This window comes from Paenibacillus dendritiformis (assembly GCF_945605565.1).
In the GTDB taxonomy this organism is placed as follows: Bacteria; Bacillota; Bacilli; order Paenibacillales; family Paenibacillaceae; genus Paenibacillus_B; species Paenibacillus_B dendritiformis_A.
Window position 1 is genome coordinate 2859124 of the sequence record NZ_OX216966.1, and the last position, 16973, is coordinate 2876096.

The window sequence follows — 16973 nt, forward strand, 5'->3', positions numbered from 1 at the left end:
ATCATGTTAGTGATTGCGAATGCGAATATATTAAATGAAGCAGGCGAACTTCAGCTTGCGGACTTGTGGATAGAGAATGGACAAATCAATAAAATCGTTCCTGCCGGCTCGGAACCGGCCGGAACGGCTGAAGTATGCGATGTGCAAGGCAAATTCGTCTCGGCCGGCTTCATTGATATGCACGTGCATCTGCGCGAGCCCGGCTTCGAACATAAGGAGACCATCGCAACCGGTACGCGTTCGGCTGCCAAAGGCGGATTTACAACCATTGCCTGCATGCCGAATACCCGCCCGGTCCTGGGCACTCCGGAGACGATTCGCTCCATCTATGACAAAGCGGAGACAGAAGGCATCGTGAAGGTGCTTCCGTACGCCTCCATCACGGTCAACGAACTGGGCCGGGAGCTGACAGATTTCGCCGCTTTGAAGGAAGCCGGCGCGATTGGCTTCACCGACGACGGAGTCGGTGTCCAGAATGCCCAGGTGATGAAGGACGCCATGAGCCTCGCCAAGGAATTGGACATGCCGGTCATCGCCCACTGCGAGGATGATTCGCTCGTGAAGGGGCGGGCGGTCACCGAAGGAGAATTCGCCCGCAAGCACGGACTGAAGGGAATTCCGAATGAATCGGAAGCGATTCATGTCGGCCGCGACATTCTGCTGGCGGAAGCGACCGGTGTCCATTATCATGTGTGCCATGTCAGCACGGAGCAATCGATACGCCTTATCCGGCAGGCGAAGCAGTTGGGCATTCGCGTCACTGCGGAAGTATGTCCGCACCATCTGCTGCTCTCGGATGAAGATATTCCAGGGATGGACTCGAACTGGAAAATGAACCCGCCGCTGCGCTCGCCTCGCGACGTGGCCGCCTGCATCGAAGGGCTGGAGGATGGAACGATTGATATTCTCGTCACCGACCATGCGCCGCATAGCGAAGAAGAGAAGGCCAAAGGAATGGAGCTGGCTCCCTTCGGCATCGTCGGTCTGGAGACGGCCTTCCCGCTGCTCTATACCCGCTTCGTGGCGACCGGGAAATGGACGCTGTCCTTCCTCATCCGGCGGATGACGACGGACCCGGCCAATGTATTCGGACTCGCTGCCGGACGGCTGGAGCCGGGAGCCCCTGCCGATATTACGGTGATAGACCTGGAAGCGGAACAAGAAGTGAATCCGGAAGAGTTCCTGTCCAAAGGACGGAACACGCCGTTCACGGGGTGGAAGCTGAAGGGATGGCCGGTCATGACGCTGGTCGACGGACGCATCGTATGGAGCAAGTCATAAAGCGGCATCGGGCTATATCTTATACATCTCAATAGAAGGATTTCTTTTGATAATCCATATAACAACCATCGTATTCTGGCTGTCAGGATACCGACATAATAGATTGACCGTCCCGCAAGGACCGGCAGAGAGCGAGGAGTGAGAGATATGCAGGCTAGATTATTATTGGAGGATGGCACGCTGTTCACGGGGGCCGGATTCGGCGCAGACGGTGAGACGACGGGAGAGGTCGTATTCAGCACCGGGATGACAGGATACCAGGAGGTGCTGTCCGACCCGTCCTACTGCGGTCAAATCGTGACGATGACCTATCCGCTTATCGGCAATTACGGCATTACCCGGGATGACTTCGAGGCGATACGCCCGCATGTGCACGGCTTCGTCGTGCGCCGTCATGAGCTGGTGCCCAGCAACTGGCGTGCCGAATATTCGGTCGACCGCCTGCTGAAGGAATACGGCGTTGTCGGCATCAGCGGCATCGATACGCGGATGCTGACGCGCAAGCTGCGTCACTACGGCACGATGAAGGGAATCCTGACGACAGGAAGCGAGCCGGTCGAAGCGCTGATGGAACGGCTTGCGGGGACGGAATCGCGTACGGACCAGGTCGCGCTTACTTCAACGAAGCATATCTACTCCAGCCCCGGAGAGGGCGCGCGCATCGTGCTGGTAGACTACGGCGCGAAAAGCGGCATTCTTAGAGAGCTGACGAAGCGCGGCTGCGATGTCGTCGTCGTGCCTCATGACACGACGGCCGATGAGATTCGGCGCCTTCGTCCGGATGGCATCCAATTGTCGAACGGGCCTGGGGATCCGAAAAATGTGCCGCATGCGGTAGCTACCGTCCGCGAGCTTATCGGCGAATTCCCGCTGTTCGGCATCTGCCTCGGTCATCAAATCTTCGCGCTCGCTTGCGGAGCGGATACGGGCCGGCTGAAGTTCGGACACCGCGGCGGGAATCACCCGGTCAAAGAACTGGCGACGAACCGCTGCTATATTACATCGCAAAATCATGGCTATACCGTAGTGGAGGAATCCGTCAAGGGCACGGACCTGCAGGTTACCCATATCAATAATAACGACAAGACGATCGAAGGGTTGAAGCATGCGACGGCGCCTGCCTTCTCGGTGCAGTATCATCCGGAAGCTTCGCCGGGACCGTATGACAGCAGCTATCTGTTCGACCAATTCCTCGATATGATTCGCGAGCATCAGAGCAATCGGACACCGGTACCGCGTCAGGTGGAACTTGCCGCACAGCTGAAAGGAGCGCGTTAATATGCCGAAGAATACAGACCTCAAAAAAATACTCGTCATCGGTTCCGGGCCGATCGTCATCGGCCAGGCGGCAGAGTTCGACTATGCCGGAACGCAGGCATGCCAGGCGTTGAAGGAAGAGGGCATCGAAGTGGTGCTCATCAACAGCAACCCGGCTACGATTATGACCGATACCAATATGGCGGACAAAGTATATATTGAGCCGATTACGCTTGATTTTGTCACGCAAATCATCCGCCAGGAGCGTCCCGACGGCTTGCTGCCGACGCTCGGCGGGCAGACCGGGCTCAATATGGCGGTCGAGCTGGCGCGTGCCGGCGTACTGGAGCAGGAAAATGTCAAGCTGCTCGGCACGCAGCTGGAAGCGATTGAACGTGCCGAGGACCGGGATATGTTCCGCGAGCTGATGCGAGAGCTGGAGCAGCCGGTGCCGGAGAGCACGATCGTGACGTCGGTGGAGGAAGCGGTCGAGTTCGCGAACAGCATCGGCTATCCGATTATTGTACGCCCTGCCTACACGCTCGGCGGCACAGGCGGAGGCATCTGCGACAACGAGGAAGAGCTGCGCGACATCGTCGCCTCCGGCATTCGCTACAGCCCGATTGGCCAATGTCTGATTGAGAAGAGCATCGCCGGCATGAAGGAGATCGAGTACGAAGTCATGCGCGACGCCAATGATAACTGCATTGTCGTCTGTAATATGGAGAACTTCGACCCGGTGGGCGTGCACACGGGCGACAGCATCGTCGTGGCGCCAAGCCAGACGCTGTCGGATCGGGAGTACCAGATGCTCCGTTCCGCCTCGCTCAAAATCATCCGCGCGCTCAACATCGAGGGCGGCTGCAATGTGCAGTTCGCACTGGACCCGCACAGCTTTCAATACTATGTCATTGAAGTGAATCCGCGGGTAAGCCGTTCGTCGGCGCTTGCGTCCAAGGCGACGGGCTACCCGATTGCGAAGATGGCGGCCAAAATCGCAGTGGGCTACACGCTGGATGAGATTGTCAACCCGGTTACGGGACAGACCTATGCATGCTTCGAGCCGACGCTGGACTATATCGTATCCAAAATTCCGCGCTGGCCGTTCGATAAATTCACGCAAGCGAACCGGAAGCTCGGCACCCAGATGAAGGCGACCGGGGAAGTGATGGCGATTGGCCGGACATTCGAGGAATCGATGCACAAAGCGGTGCGCTCGCTCGAAATCGGCGTCCATCGCCTGTACTTGCCGGAAGCGAAGCAGCTCGATAATGACGAGCTGGAAGCGCGCCTCAAATCGCCGGACGATGAGCGGCTGTTCCTGCTTGCGGAAGCGTTCCGCCGCGGCTATGAGCTGCAGCGCCTGCATGATATCACGAAGATTGACTGGTGGTTCCTGGATAAAATCGAAGGCATGATCGCCTTTGAAACGCGGATTCAGGAAGAGTCCGCTCTGAGCGAGCAGACATTGTATGAAGCGAAGCGCATGGGCTTCACGGACCGCGCCATTGCGGAGCTTCGCCATGCGGGTCATCCAGGGACGGCCCACACGACGGAAGCGGAGGTTTCCGCCCTGCGCAAGGAGCTCGGTTTCCGGCCGGTCTATAAAATGGTAGATACTTGCGCGGCGGAATTCGAAGCTTCCACTCCTTACTATTACTCGACCTACGAGACGGAGAATGAAGTACTGCCTACCGAGAAGGAGAAGATTCTCGTCCTCGGCTCCGGCCCGATTCGGATCGGGCAAGGGATTGAATTCGACTATTCGACCGTGCATGCGGTATGGGCTATCCAGGACGCAGGCTATGAGGCGGTCATTATCAATAACAATCCGGAGACGGTCTCGACCGACTTCAACACATCGGATCGGCTCTACTTCGAGCCGCTGTTCTTCGAAGATGTCATGAATGTCATCGAGCAGGAGCAGCCGGTCGGCGTCATCGTCCAGTTCGGCGGCCAGACCGCGATTAACTTGGCGGCTCCGCTGGCCAAGGCAGGGGTGCGGATTCTCGGCTCCAGCCTGGAGAGCATCGATGAAGCGGAGGACCGCAAAAAGTTCGAAGCGCTCTTGTCGCGTCTCGGCATCGCGCAGCCGACCGGAAGCACCGTCACATCGGTCGACGAAGCGGTCGGCACGGCCCAGCGCATCGGGTATCCGGTGCTTGTCCGTCCGTCCTACGTCCTCGGCGGACGCGCGATGGAAATCGTATACTCCGATAATGAGCTGCTCAACTATATGGAGTATGCGGTCAAAATCAATCCGGAGCATCCGGTCCTTATCGACCGCTATATGCTGGGCAAGGAGGTCGAGGTCGATGCGATTTGCGACGGCGAGACGGTGCTCATTCCGGGGATTATGGAGCATGTCGAGCGTGCCGGGGTGCACTCGGGCGACTCGATTGCGGTCTACCCGCCGCAGCATCTGTCCCAGGAGCTGCAGCAGCAGGTGGTTGATATTACGATTCGCATCGCCAAGGAATTGAAGACGATTGGACTTATCAATATTCAGTTCGTAATCTATCAAAATCAAGTCTATGTTATCGAGGTCAATCCGCGCTCGTCGCGCACGGTGCCGTTCTTGAGCAAGGTAACCAATATTCCGATGGCGAACGTCGCGACGAAGCTCATTCTTGGCGCGAAGCTGAACGACCTTGGTTATCAGGAAGGCCTGTGGCCGGAAGACGACCATGTCTCGGTGAAGGTTCCTGTCTTCTCCTTCGCCAAGCTGCGCCGGGTCGAGCCGACGCTCGGACCGGAGATGAAGTCGACCGGGGAAGTGATGGGCCGTGACAAGCAGTATGCCAAGGCGCTCTACAAGGGCCTCATCGGATCGGGCATGAAAATACCGGCGACCGGCGCGATTATTTGCACGGTGGCGGATAAGGACAAGGAAGAAGCGGTGCAGTTGATGAGCGGCTTCGCCGCTCTCGGCTATAAGCTGATAGCGACAGGCGGCACAGCCACGGCGCTGGAGGAAGCGGGGCTGAACGTCAAGCGCGTCAACAAGCTGACGGAAGGGACTCCGAATATTCTCGACCTTATCCGGAACGGGGAAGCGCATTTCGTCGTCAATACGCTGACGAAGGGCAAGACTCCGGAACGGGACGGCTTCCGTATCCGCCGCGAGGCGGTGGAGAACGGCGTCGTCTGCATGACCTCGCTGGATACGGTGCGCGCGCTGCTCGAGATGCTGGAGCAGATTAACTTTTCCTCGCGTCCGATGCCGGCCAACCGGAAATAACGATGATAGATATAGATGCGAGAAAGCAATCGGGGAGGCCTGCGGGCCTCCCCGATTGGCGGGATGCGCATGCAGCGGAAATATCGATGAGCGGGGGACAGAAAATGAGTCATACGGTATCATTTGAACAGGCGGCGAGCCGGGTGATGGTCGCGCTGGATTATGACGGGACGGCGGAGGCCCAGCGACTTATTGAGCAACTGGAGGGTATTCCTTGCTATATGAAGGTAGGCATGCAGTTGTTCTACGCGGGCGGTCCCTCCTTCATCCGCGAGCTCAAGGAGCGCGGGTACAGTGTGTTCTTGGATGTGAAAATGCATGACATTCCGAATACGGTAAAGGGCGGCGCAAATAGCATCGCGAAGCTGGGCGTCGACATGTTCAATGTCCATGCGGCCGGAGGCAAGAAGATGATGCAGGCGGCCATCGAGGGCGTCGAGGCGGCCCGCGCGGCCGACCCTTCGCTGCCGCGTCCGGTCATTATCGCCGTTACGCAGCTCACGAGCACCAATAACGAAGTCATGAATGAAGAGATCGGAATTCCCGGCACGGTCGAAGAGACCGTCGTCCGCTATGCGAAGCTGACGCAGGAAGCCGGACTCGATGGAGTCGTCGCTTCCCCGCATGAAGTGAAGAGCATCAAGGCGGCCTGCGGCGATTCGTTCCGCACGGTTACGCCGGGCATCCGGCCGAAGGGCGCTCCGCTTCAGGATCAGTCCCGTGTGATGACCCCGGCGGAAGCGATGCGGCATGGCACAGATTATATCGTCGTCGGCCGTCCGATTACGGAAGCCGAGGATCCGAGGGCAGCCTTACTATCCATTATCGAGGAGTTGATGTAACGATGACAACGACGAAGAGAGAACGTGAGATTGCCGGACATTTGTTATCTATAGAAGCGGTGGCGCTGCGGCCGCATGAGCCGTTCACCTGGACGTCCGGAATCAAGTCCCCTATCTACTGCGATAACCGCTTGACGATGTCTTACCCTGAGATTCGGGGGGCCATCGCGGAAGGCTTCGCTTCCTTGGTCAAGGAATATGCGCCGGATGCGGAAGTCATCGCCGGAACGGCGACCGCCGGCATTCCGCATGCAGCCTGGGTTGCAGACAAGCTGGGGCTGCCCATGGCTTACATTCGCGATAAGGCGAAGGGACACGGGAAGCAGAATCAGATCGAAGGCCTGATTCGTCCGGGACAGAAGGTCGTCGTTATCGAAGATCTAATCTCGACTGGAGGCAGCTCGCTCAAAGCGGCGGTGGCCGTTCGGGAAGCGGGGGCGGACCCGCTTGCCGTATTCGCCATCTTCAGCTATGAGCTGGAAAAAGCGGAGCAGGCGTTCCGGGATGCCGGAATCCCGCTTCATACGCTGTCCCGCTATACCGCGCTCATCGAGACGGCTCTGGAAGCGGGCGTCATTCAAGCGGCGGATCTCGATGCATTGGCATCCTGGCGCGTCAACCCGGCTGCCTGGGGCAATTAATCGCCTGGCAGCGACATCCACTGAGCCTAACCGACATAATGGTTAGGTTTTTTTCTTTTGTGACAAACATTTAACAGAAAATAGAGTATAACGTAGTAGTATAAACAGGAAATGATCGGAAGTTAGACAACTCTATCTTTTGATGGAAGCGGCGGGAATAGCATTACAAAGATTGTAACTTTTCTTTCTTTTCAATCGTTTATACTTAGGATGAGTTTTTGACGACATGTCCGAGAAAGGGGCGAATAATGCAATGAAATGGCTTCGCAAACGGAAGAAGTCAGACCGTGCCGAGGCAACCCCGGCTCTCGCGGCGAACGAGCAGGAAGAAGTGGCGCAAGAGAAGACGGAATACATAGAGGACAAGACACAAGCTGCAGCATGGCCTGCCCGAGCCCACCCGCTCTCTCCGGATCAACCGCTCCTGGAAGTTCGCGCGGTTGAGCGGACGTTCCAGGTCGGCAGCCAGAAGCTGCATGTGCTCAAAGGAATCGAGATGGAAGTGCACCCGGGCCAATTGGTCATGCTGAAGGGCCGATCCGGGTCAGGGAAGACGACGCTGCTGAACATGCTTGGAGGGCTCGATCTGCCCACGAAGGGAGAGATCCGGTTCCGGGGGGAGCCGTTCTCGACCTGGAGCGATGACAAGCGCACCGAGACACGGCGCGCTGAAATCGGGTTTATTTTCCAAGCTTATGCACTTATGCCGCTATTGTCCGCTTATGAGAACGTTGAACTGTCGCTGCGGATGGCTAACGTGCCCCGCCATTTATGGAAGGAGCGGGTCCAATATTGCCTGGAGATGGTTGGATTGGGCAAGCGCATGAGCCACCGTCCCTTCGAAATGTCGGGGGGAGAGCAACAGCGGGTTGCGATAGCCAAATCGATTGCTCATAAGCCGCTGCTGTTATTGGCCGATGAGCCGACAGCGGAATTGGATTCACAAATGGGGGCTCAGGTCATGGGCGTATTCCGGCAAATCATTCGTTCGGAGAAAATCGCCATCTGTATGACCACCCACGATCCCACAATTTTGGAGGTAGCTGATCATGTTTATGAAATGGTCGACGGAAGATTCATCACCTAGAAGCGCGCGCAAATGGCGCCGTGCCGCTCTGGCACTGATGTGCGGCATGCTGCTGTTCACGTCCGCCTGCTCGCTTCTGCCGGATGAAGAGGAAGAGGAAGTGTTGCCGACCATCACACCGCCTTCGGTATCGAAGAAGCCGGAATATGAAGTGGTTCGGAAGGATATGATTGTTCCCGTCTCCATGACGGGCAAATTGATGTCCGATCAGGAAGATATCCTGTTCTTTACGATGGACAATAAACCGATTAAGAACATTTATGTCAAGAACGGCGATTCGGTCAAAAAAGGCCAGGTCATCGCGGAGCTTGACGTGGATGATCTGCAAAAGGATCTTCGCCAGAAGCGTCTGCAGCTGCGGGCCGAAGAAGTGAAGATGAAGGAAACGCTGCGCAAAAAAGACGAGATGGATCCGGTCGAGTTCGAGGAAGCGCAGATTTTGTTCGAGCAGAAGCAGCAGGAGCTTGTTGATCTGCAGACGGATATTGACAAGGCGACGCTCACCGCTCCGTTCACGGGCACGATCGTGTCGTTGACGGCGAAGAAGGGCGCGATGTCGAAGAAATACGATCCGGTGGCGATTGTCGCCGATACGACCCGGCTGACCGTCGCCGCGCAGCCGTCGAAGGACGATCTGAAGCGGATTACTCCGGGCATGGAAGCCGAGGTCAGCATCAACTCGGTTGAAGGCGTCATTAAGGGCAAGGTCAAGGCGCTTCCGCTGCCGTCGAACGATAATAATGGGGGCGGCCAGGGCGATCAGCCGGAGCAGGACCGGATCGACAAGTACATGACGATCGAGGTGGAGAAGCTGCCGAAGGGAGTAACCCGGGGCACGATGCTTAGCGCCACTGTCGTGACGAACAAGATTAAGGACGCTATCGTCATTCCTCCTTCCGCCCTGCGCACGATCGGTTCCCGGACCTACGTACAGGTCGCCGACGAGAACGGGAAGCGGGAAGTCGATGTCGAGGTTGGAGTGCAGCGGCCGACCGAGATTCAAATAATAGCCGGACTTGAACCGGGGCAGAAAGTAGTGGGCCGATAATATGGGAATTCCGTTACTGCGTTTTTTGTTCCGTAAAATGTGGAATACCCGCTGGCTGACGGTGAGCACGTTGGTAGGGCTCATCGTCGCGGTCTCTTTTACGGTCAGCATCCCGATGTACTCCGACGGGGCGTTAAAGCGTGTCGTAACGAAGACGCTGCAGGAGAACAGCGGGGGATTACCGGCGGGTTCGTTGTTGATGAGGTATCAAGGCTCGAGCGGAGCGAAGGTTGATCCGAACGCGCTGCAGGAGGTCGACCGGTATATCCGGGAGGACGTGAAGGACCAGATCGGATTCCCGGTTCAGGAGTTCGTCAACTTGCGCATTCTCCGCACGGCGGAAGTATATCCGGTCGATCCGACGAAGGTCGATGCGAGCCGGGTGCGTTCGATGACGTTAGGCTCCCTGTCAGACCTGGATGACAAGGTTGAATGGACGAATGGCAAGCTGTATGCAGACGGAGAGTCCGGAGGCGTCATCGAGGCGGTTATGCTCGAGGAAGCGATGTACCGGAACGACCTTCATGTCGGCGCGGAGCTGGAATATCCGATCTATGGAGATAATCCGACGACGCTGCGCGTCAAGATTGTCGGCACCTTCAAGCCGAAGGACGAGACGAGCGCATATTGGTTTCAGGGACTGGAAGGATTGATGAGCTCGCTCATCGTCTCGCCGGACACCCTGAGCAAGTCGATTATGGGCGATCATAAAGTCGCTCTACAGCAGTCGAGCTGGTATTATGCCTTTGATTTGCGCGAAGTGCAGACCAGTCACTTGTCGCCGCTGGAGCGGACGCTGAATCGTCTCAGCATCGAACTGTACCAGAAGCTGCCCGGAACACAGGTGGAGATCTCGTTCGCGAAGGTGCTGGACGAATTCCGCAGCCAGAGCATCCAATTGCAGATGATGCTGTTCACATTGGCTGCACCGATGATTGCCATGGTGTTCTATTACATAGCGATGAATGCCAATCAGGCATTGGAGAAGCAGCAAAGCGACATTGCGGTTCTGCGAAGCCGCGGCGCCAGCACGGGGCAAATTATATGGCTCTATTTGCTGGAGGGCCTTATACTTGGGGCGGCAGCGCTCGCGATTGCGCCGCTCATAGGCTGGTTCATGGCCAAATCGATCGGATCAGCCAACGGATTCCTTGAATTCGTCAACCGCAAATCGATTCCGGTCGGATTCACGACCGACGCGGTTATCTTCGGTACGGCTGCGGTCCTGATCGCGCTCATGGCCAGCGTCATTCCGGCCGTCCTGTTCGCGCGCCAGTCGATCGTCAATCTGAAGCAGAAGCTGGCCCGGAAGGACAAGAGTCCGGTCTGGCAAAAATGGTTCCTTGATGTTCTGCTGCTTGCCGCGGCTGGATATGGATATTATATGCTGACCCAGCAGCAGCTTCTGTCGTTCAAGACGGGAATGACCTCGGATCAGCTGCAAGTGCAGCCATTCCTGTTCTTTATTCCGGCGCTTGCGATATTCGCTTGCGGCCTGTTCTTTTTGCGGCTGTTCCCGCTGCTGCTGCGCCTGTTCCAATGGATTGGCGGCAAGCTGCTGCCGGTTCCGTTGTACTTGACGCTGACCCAGCTGTCCCGCTCCGCGAAATCATATTATCCGCTTATGATTTTGCTTATTCTAACGCTCGGGCTCGGCGTATATAATGCATCAGCGGCACGGACGATCGACACGAATTCAACCGAACGCACGCTGTATCAATACGGCGCCGATGTCGTCATCGAGACGGTATGGGAAAGCACGCTCGTCGTGGATCGGAAGGATCAGGGGGGCAATCAAGGCGGTAACAACGGAGGCAATAATGGAGGCGGCGGTGCCGGAGGTCCGGGAAGCCCAGGCGGGCCTGGAGGGCAGCAGCCTCCGAAAGGGAAGCAGATTCTGAACGAACCGCCGTTCGAAGTGTTCCGCAAGCTGCCGGGCGTCGAGGCGGCAGCCAGAGTGATGCAGGCGAAAGGCAATGTCGTTATCTCCGGACGCTCTATCGGCCAGGGGATGGTTGTAGGCATCGATAATGACGAGTTCGCGAAGGTGGCCTGGTTCCGGAACGATTTGTTCCCGCAGCACCCGTTCAAATATTTGGATGCATTAGGGAAGTATTATGAGGGCGCAGCCGTCATTATTCCGACCAATATCGCGAAGACGTACGAGTTGAAGCCGGGGGATGTCATTTCGATCTCCCTTCAGGATCAGATGGTAGAGTTCGTCGTCGCGGCGATCCTGCCGTACTGGCCAAGTCAATATCCGGATCAGACGCCATTCTTTATTACGAACCTGGAATATATTTATGATCAGGTGCCTCTCATGAAATACGATGTATGGCTGAAGATGAAGGAGAAAGCGCCGCTTGCGCCGGCACTAAAAGAGCTTCAGAAAGCAAACATCGAAATCGTCACCTTCACGGACGTGCGCAGCGAACTGGCGACTCAGAGCAAGCATCCGACTCGCGGAGGCATCTTCGGCATCCTGAGCATGGGCTTCCTGATTTCGGTTATCATTTCGCTTATCGGATATTTGCTGTACTGGTTCTTCAACTTATCGAGCCGTGTCGTGCAGTTCGGGATTTTGCGGGCGATGGGTCTGTCGCGCCGGCAGTTGACAGGGATGCTGCTGCTGGAACAAGTCTTCACCGCGGGCTTATCGATCGGCATCGGCATTTTGCTCGGCAAGCTGGCGAGCCGCCTGTTCCTTCCGTTCCTGCAATCTGCGGAAAATGCGAAGATGCAGGTTCCACCGTTCCGAATCATTTTCGATGCGAAAGATACGATGCAGCTGTATGTCGTAGTCGGGGTCATGATGCTGACGGGCGCGACACTGCTGTTCATGCAGATTCGCCGGCTGCGGGTGCATCAAGCCGTGAAGATGGGAGAGGAGCGTTAAGCGATGATTCATTGTGAAGGCCTTGTCAAAATATACAAGACAGACGATATTGAAGTCGTGGCCCTGCAAGGCTTGAACTTGACCGTCAAGCAAGGAGAACTGATGGCGATCATCGGGAACAGCGGCAGCGGCAAATCGACATTGCTGAATACGTTGGGCGGCTTGGACCGCCCCTCTGCCGGCACCGTGCGGGTCGGCAAATGGGATCTGCTGAAGATAACCGATGAGCAACTGGTCGAATACAAGCGGGATACGGTCGGATTTATATGGCAGAACAATGCCAGGAACCTGCTTCCTTATTTGACCGCGCTGGAAAATGTGGAAGTGCCGATGATGCTCGGAGGGAAGATGGACCGCGCCTATGCGAAAGAGCTGCTGGAGGCGGTCGGCCTGGGCCATCGGATGAACAACAAGCTGCACCAGCTCTCCGGTGGGGAGCAGCAGCGGGTAGCCATCGCTATCTCGCTGGCCAATCGTCCCCAATTGTTGTTGGCGGATGAACCGACAGGGTCGGTAGATACGCAGACTTCCGATATGATCATGGATATTTTCCGGCGCATGAACCGGGAGATGGGGGTGACGGTTGTCATCGTCACGCACGATCTGACGCTGGCGGGCAAAGTCGATCGGGTCGTCGCGATTCGAGACGGCTTGACGAGCACCGAGTTCATCAAGCGGAATCCGAATCTGGATGGGGGTGACGATCAAGGGTTTGCAGGGCAAGGACTGCAGGATCATCATGAAGCGTATGTCGTCGTCGACCGCGTCGGACGCCTGCAGGTGCCGAAGGAGTACCTGGAGGCTCTCCAAATTACAGATAAGGCATCTATGGAAATAGACGGAGATAAAATTATTATCCGCACACCGAAAGAGTTGGAGGGGTAACCAGTGGGTTCAAAAAAATGGGTACGAAAGCTGTTGTTGGCGACCATGGCCATTGCGATGATTATTCCGATGCTGGCAGCTTGTACGAAGACGGATGAGGTTAAGCCGGGGCAAGAGCGCGTCCTGCGCGTCGGAGTCCTCTACGGGGGATATGACGACAGTTATTTCCGATCGCAATATACCGACGTGTTCGAATTTTCGAAACAGGGGGCCATCACCATTGAAATCGTCCCTGCGGTAGATCAGACGGAGATGCGTTGGGGATCGAACGGGGAGTATAAGCAGCCCGATTATGTGGAAGCGCTCAAGAAGATTATGACCGGAGCCAATCCGGTGGATGTGGTCGTTCTCGATGCCAGCCAATACCGGATACTCGCCCGGGACGGCCTGCTCAAGCAGCTCGATCCGCTCATTCAGCAGGATAAAATCGATACGAACGAATTCGTCCCGACGGTCATCGACGGGCTGAAGGCGATGGGAGACAATAATCTGTATGGCTTAGCACCTACCTTCTACTCTCAGGCTTTATTCTATAATAAAACAATATTTAAGGAAGCGGGAGTCGAGCCGCCAACGGACAATATGACTTGGGAGCAAGTGTTCGACAAGGCGAAGCTCGTATCCAAGGGCGAGGGCAAGGATCGCGTCTATGGCTTCTCCTTTAATCATTATTTCGGAAGCGATCCTTTTGGGGACATCGATACCTATGTCAAGCCGCTTAATCTCCGCAAGTTCGATGACGAAGCGGATAATATGACCATTAATACTCCGAAGTGGGAGAACGTATGGACGACGTTTTCGAAGCTGGTCGCCGAAAAGATTATTCCAGGAACTGACATGGAAATGCCGGAGATGCAAGAGGGTCAATACAATCCGTTCCAGTATGACAGCTTCCTGTCCGGACGGGTGGCGATGGTGCTCGGCGACTATTCGTTCATCAATTCCGATCTGGCGGATGCGATGAAGAACGCGGACAAAATCAAAGGCTTCACGAAATTCGATTGGGATGTCGTAACGCTTCCTTCCCATGCGGAAGCTCCGGGCGTGTCTGGATTAGTCTCTTTGAGCAGTATTTTTTCCATCAATCAGAAGGCGTCGAATCCGGATGATGCCTGGGATTTCATCAAGTTCGTGTCAAGCGACGAATGGGCGAAGCTCCGCTCCCGCAGCAGTTATGAGCTGGTATCCCGCCAGAAGTACCTCAAGCCGAAGGACGGGGCCGACTTCAATATCGCAGCCTTCTACAACATGAAGCCCGTTCCGCCTACGGAACATAATGAGGAAGAACTCTTCATGAAATATTCGAATATATGGGAAGTGCAAGATATCGGCCGCACCTTGTTCCAGGAGGTTCTGGATAAGAAGAAGAGCGTAAGCGATGCGTTGAAGGAATGGGAGACGAAGGGCAACCAGCTCTTGAAAAAGAAACAAGCCAATCCTGTATACAACAAATAAAGGTCTGCAGGATCATCATAAAGTTGTATGTCGTTGTCGATCGCGCTGGACGCCTGCAGGTACCCGTACCTGCAGGCTCTTCACATTACAGATAACGCATCGATGGAAATAGACGAAGATAAGATTATTATCCGCACACCGCAAAGAGTTAGAGGGGTGGTAACCGGTGCGTTCAAAAAAATGGGTACGAAAACTGTTCATGGCGACGATCCCCGTGGCGATGATCATCCCGATGCTGGTTGGTTGTACGACAACAGATGAAGTTAAGCCAGGCCAGGAGCGTGTGCTGCGCATCGGCGTAGTGAGCGGAGGGAATGGTTACGACAGTTATTTCCGCTCGGAATATACCGACTTATTCGAGTTTTCGAAGCAGGGGGCCGTCAGCATTGAAGTCGTCCCTGCGAATGATTGGAAGGAGATGAAATGGAACCGCAGGAGCTCGAACGGGGAGTATGAGGAGCCTGATTATACGGAATTACTTAAGAAGCTTCTGACCGGAGCCAATCCGGTGGATGTGGTCGTTCTTGATGCGAGCGAATACCAAGCGTTTGCGCGAGACGGCCTGCTCAAGCAGATCGATCCGCTCCTTCAGAAGGATAAAATCGATACGAACGAATTCGTGCCGACGGTCATTGACGGGCTGAAGGCGATGGGTGACAATAATCTGTACGGCTTAACGCCTACATTCAGCTCACAGGCTTTATTTTATAATAAGACCATATTCAAGGAAGCGGGAGTCGAGCCGCCGACAGACAATATGACTTGGGAGCAAGTGTTCGACAAGGCGAAGCTTGTATCGAAGGGCGAGGGCAAGGAGCGCATTTACGGCTTCTCTTTCAATAATTACGAAACTGACCCGTACTCGGGCATGGATGGCTATGTTAAGCCGCTTAATCTTCGCAGGTTCGATGACAAAGCAGATTATATGACAGTCAATACGCCGATGTGGGAGAATGTATGGACGACGTTCGCGAAGCTGGTTAATGAAAAGATTGTTCCAGGCGCTGACATGGAAATGCCGGAAATGCAGGATGAGCAATACAATCCGTTCCACTATGACGACTTCTTGTCGGGACGCGTGGTTATGGTGCTCGCGGATTATTGGTATATCGATTCCAGTCTATTGGAAGCGATGAAGTACGGGGACAAAATCAACGGCTTCACAAAATTCGATTGGGATGTCGTGACGGTGCCTTCCCATGCGGAAGCCCCTGGAATATCCGGCTTAGTCTCATTGCACAATATTTTTGCCATCAATCAGAAGGCGACGAATCCGGAGGATGCCTGGGATTTCGTCAAATTCGTATCAAGTGACGAATGGGCGAAGCTCCGTTCCCGCAACAGCGGTGAACTGGTATCCCGTCAGAAGTACCTTAAGCCTAAGGACGGGACAGATTTCAATATAGCGGCTTTCTACACCATGAAGCCCGTTCTGCCTACAGAACATAATGATGAAGAGTTATTCATGATGTATTCGAACCTGTGGGAAGTGCAAGAAATCGGCAGCAGTTTGTTCCAGGAAGTGATCAACAAGAAGAAGAGTGTTAGCGATGCGTTGAAGGAATGGGAGACGAAGGGCAACCAGGTTTTGAAAAAGAAAGAGCCTACTCCCGTCCATAGCGAATAAAGCACCCTATAAGGACCGGCAGGCCCGCTCAGGCATTGCCGGTCTTTTCACGTTGCGGCAACCTCTACCGCCGCCGCTGCTTCTACTGGTCGCCGCCGCTGCCGCCGCCGCTGCCGCCCGCTACCACCCCGCGCCGACCGCATAATGGCTGCATGATTGTCGAGCATATCGAACACAATAGTAGCGACATACGAAGGAAGGAGACAGGGTGGCAAATGCATTGGATTTATTGGGGCAAGCTGTACAATACGAAGTTCCAGGCCCGCTGCCTGCAGGAGCGATTGGAGCAGGATGCTTGGATATACGGATATGACACGCCATATGAGGTTGAGGTGTTCCGCTCCCGCAAAGGAAAGTACGGAGTCCGCTTCATTCTCTGAGGGGGACAGGTAAAAGAATATCATTTTTTTAAACTTTTTTCTTGACTGTTCATGTACTGATATAGTATACTAATACTTGTCGCTGCGAAAGATAGACCGTAACAAAATGTCGCGGGGTGGAGCAGTCCGGTAGCTCGTCGGGCTCATAACCCGAAGGTCGTAGGTTCAAATCCTGCCCCCGCAACCAATATTATTGCAATAAGCAATGGCGTAGGGGCCCTTAGCTCAGTTGGTCAGAGCGGTCGGCTCATAACCGATTGGTCGTGGGTTCGAGTCCCTCAGGGCCCACCAAAACCGTTGTTTTTCAAAGATTCATAGTGTTCGCACACTGTA

12 protein-coding genes and 2 tRNA genes are annotated in these 16973 nt (G+C 55.3%); all 14 read left to right on the forward strand.

What is annotated here, in order from left to right; all coding sequences use genetic code 11:
- Positions 1-3 precede the first annotated feature (3 nt).
- Positions 4-1281, forward strand: coding sequence for a dihydroorotase (locus NNL35_RS12535; RefSeq protein ID WP_006675658.1), 1278 nt, complete (start codon positions 4-6; stop codon positions 1279-1281).
- Positions 1282-1428: 147 nt separating this feature from the next.
- Positions 1429-2559 (forward strand): carbamoyl phosphate synthase small subunit, encoded by a 1131-nt coding sequence (locus NNL35_RS12540; RefSeq protein ID WP_006675659.1) that lies wholly within the window; start codon positions 1429-1431, stop codon positions 2557-2559.
- A gap of 1 nt (position 2560) precedes the next feature.
- On the forward strand, positions 2561-5779 hold the full coding sequence (gene carB, locus NNL35_RS12545; protein ID WP_006675660.1) for a carbamoyl-phosphate synthase large subunit: 3219 nt from the start codon (positions 2561-2563) through the stop codon (positions 5777-5779).
- A gap of 104 nt (positions 5780-5883) precedes the next feature.
- Positions 5884-6621 (forward strand): orotidine-5'-phosphate decarboxylase, encoded by a 738-nt coding sequence (gene pyrF, locus NNL35_RS12550; protein WP_040730288.1) that lies wholly within the window; start codon positions 5884-5886, stop codon positions 6619-6621.
- Between the two features lie 2 nt (positions 6622-6623).
- Positions 6624-7262 carry an orotate phosphoribosyltransferase gene (pyrE, locus tag NNL35_RS12555; RefSeq protein ID WP_006675662.1) on the forward strand — a complete coding sequence of 213 codons (639 nt, stop codon included), beginning with the start codon at positions 6624-6626 and terminating at the stop codon, positions 7260-7262.
- A 253-nt stretch (positions 7263-7515) separates the two neighbouring features.
- A complete protein-coding gene (locus tag NNL35_RS12560) occupies positions 7516-8349 on the forward strand; it encodes an ABC transporter ATP-binding protein (protein WP_238535287.1) in 834 nt (277 codons plus the stop codon).
- Positions 8312-9397: an efflux RND transporter periplasmic adaptor subunit gene (locus NNL35_RS12565; RefSeq protein ID WP_006675664.1), complete on the forward strand. Its 1086-nt coding sequence runs from the start codon at positions 8312-8314 to the stop codon at positions 9395-9397. The genes NNL35_RS12560 and NNL35_RS12565 overlap by 38 nt, the downstream gene beginning before the upstream one ends.
- A 1-nt stretch (position 9398) precedes the next feature.
- A complete protein-coding gene (locus tag NNL35_RS12570) occupies positions 9399-12293 on the forward strand; it encodes an ABC transporter permease (RefSeq protein ID WP_006675665.1) in 2895 nt (964 codons plus the stop codon).
- Between the two features lie 3 nt (positions 12294-12296).
- Entirely contained in the window at positions 12297-13178 is an 882-nt protein-coding gene (locus tag NNL35_RS12575) for an ABC transporter ATP-binding protein (protein ID WP_006675666.1), read from the forward strand.
- Positions 13179-13181: 3 nt separating this feature from the next.
- Complete coding sequence (locus tag NNL35_RS12580) at positions 13182-14633, forward strand: ABC transporter substrate-binding protein (RefSeq protein ID WP_006675667.1); 1452 nt, start codon at positions 13182-13184, stop codon at positions 14631-14633.
- Positions 14634-14799: 166 nt separating this feature from the next.
- The gene (locus NNL35_RS12585) at positions 14800-16260 is read left to right on the forward strand and encodes an ABC transporter substrate-binding protein (RefSeq protein ID WP_100226269.1); all 1461 of its coding nucleotides are present in this window, start codon (positions 14800-14802) and stop codon (positions 16258-16260) included.
- Between the two features lie 215 nt (positions 16261-16475).
- On the forward strand, positions 16476-16640 hold the full coding sequence (locus NNL35_RS12590; RefSeq protein WP_006675670.1) for a hypothetical protein: 165 nt from the start codon (positions 16476-16478) through the stop codon (positions 16638-16640).
- 110 nt (positions 16641-16750) lie between these two features.
- Positions 16751-16827 (forward strand) — tRNA-Met (locus tag NNL35_RS12595).
- Positions 16828-16854: 27 nt separating this feature from the next.
- Positions 16855-16931: transfer RNA gene (locus NNL35_RS12600), tRNA-Ile, on the forward strand.
- Positions 16932-16973: the final 42 nt, after the last annotated feature.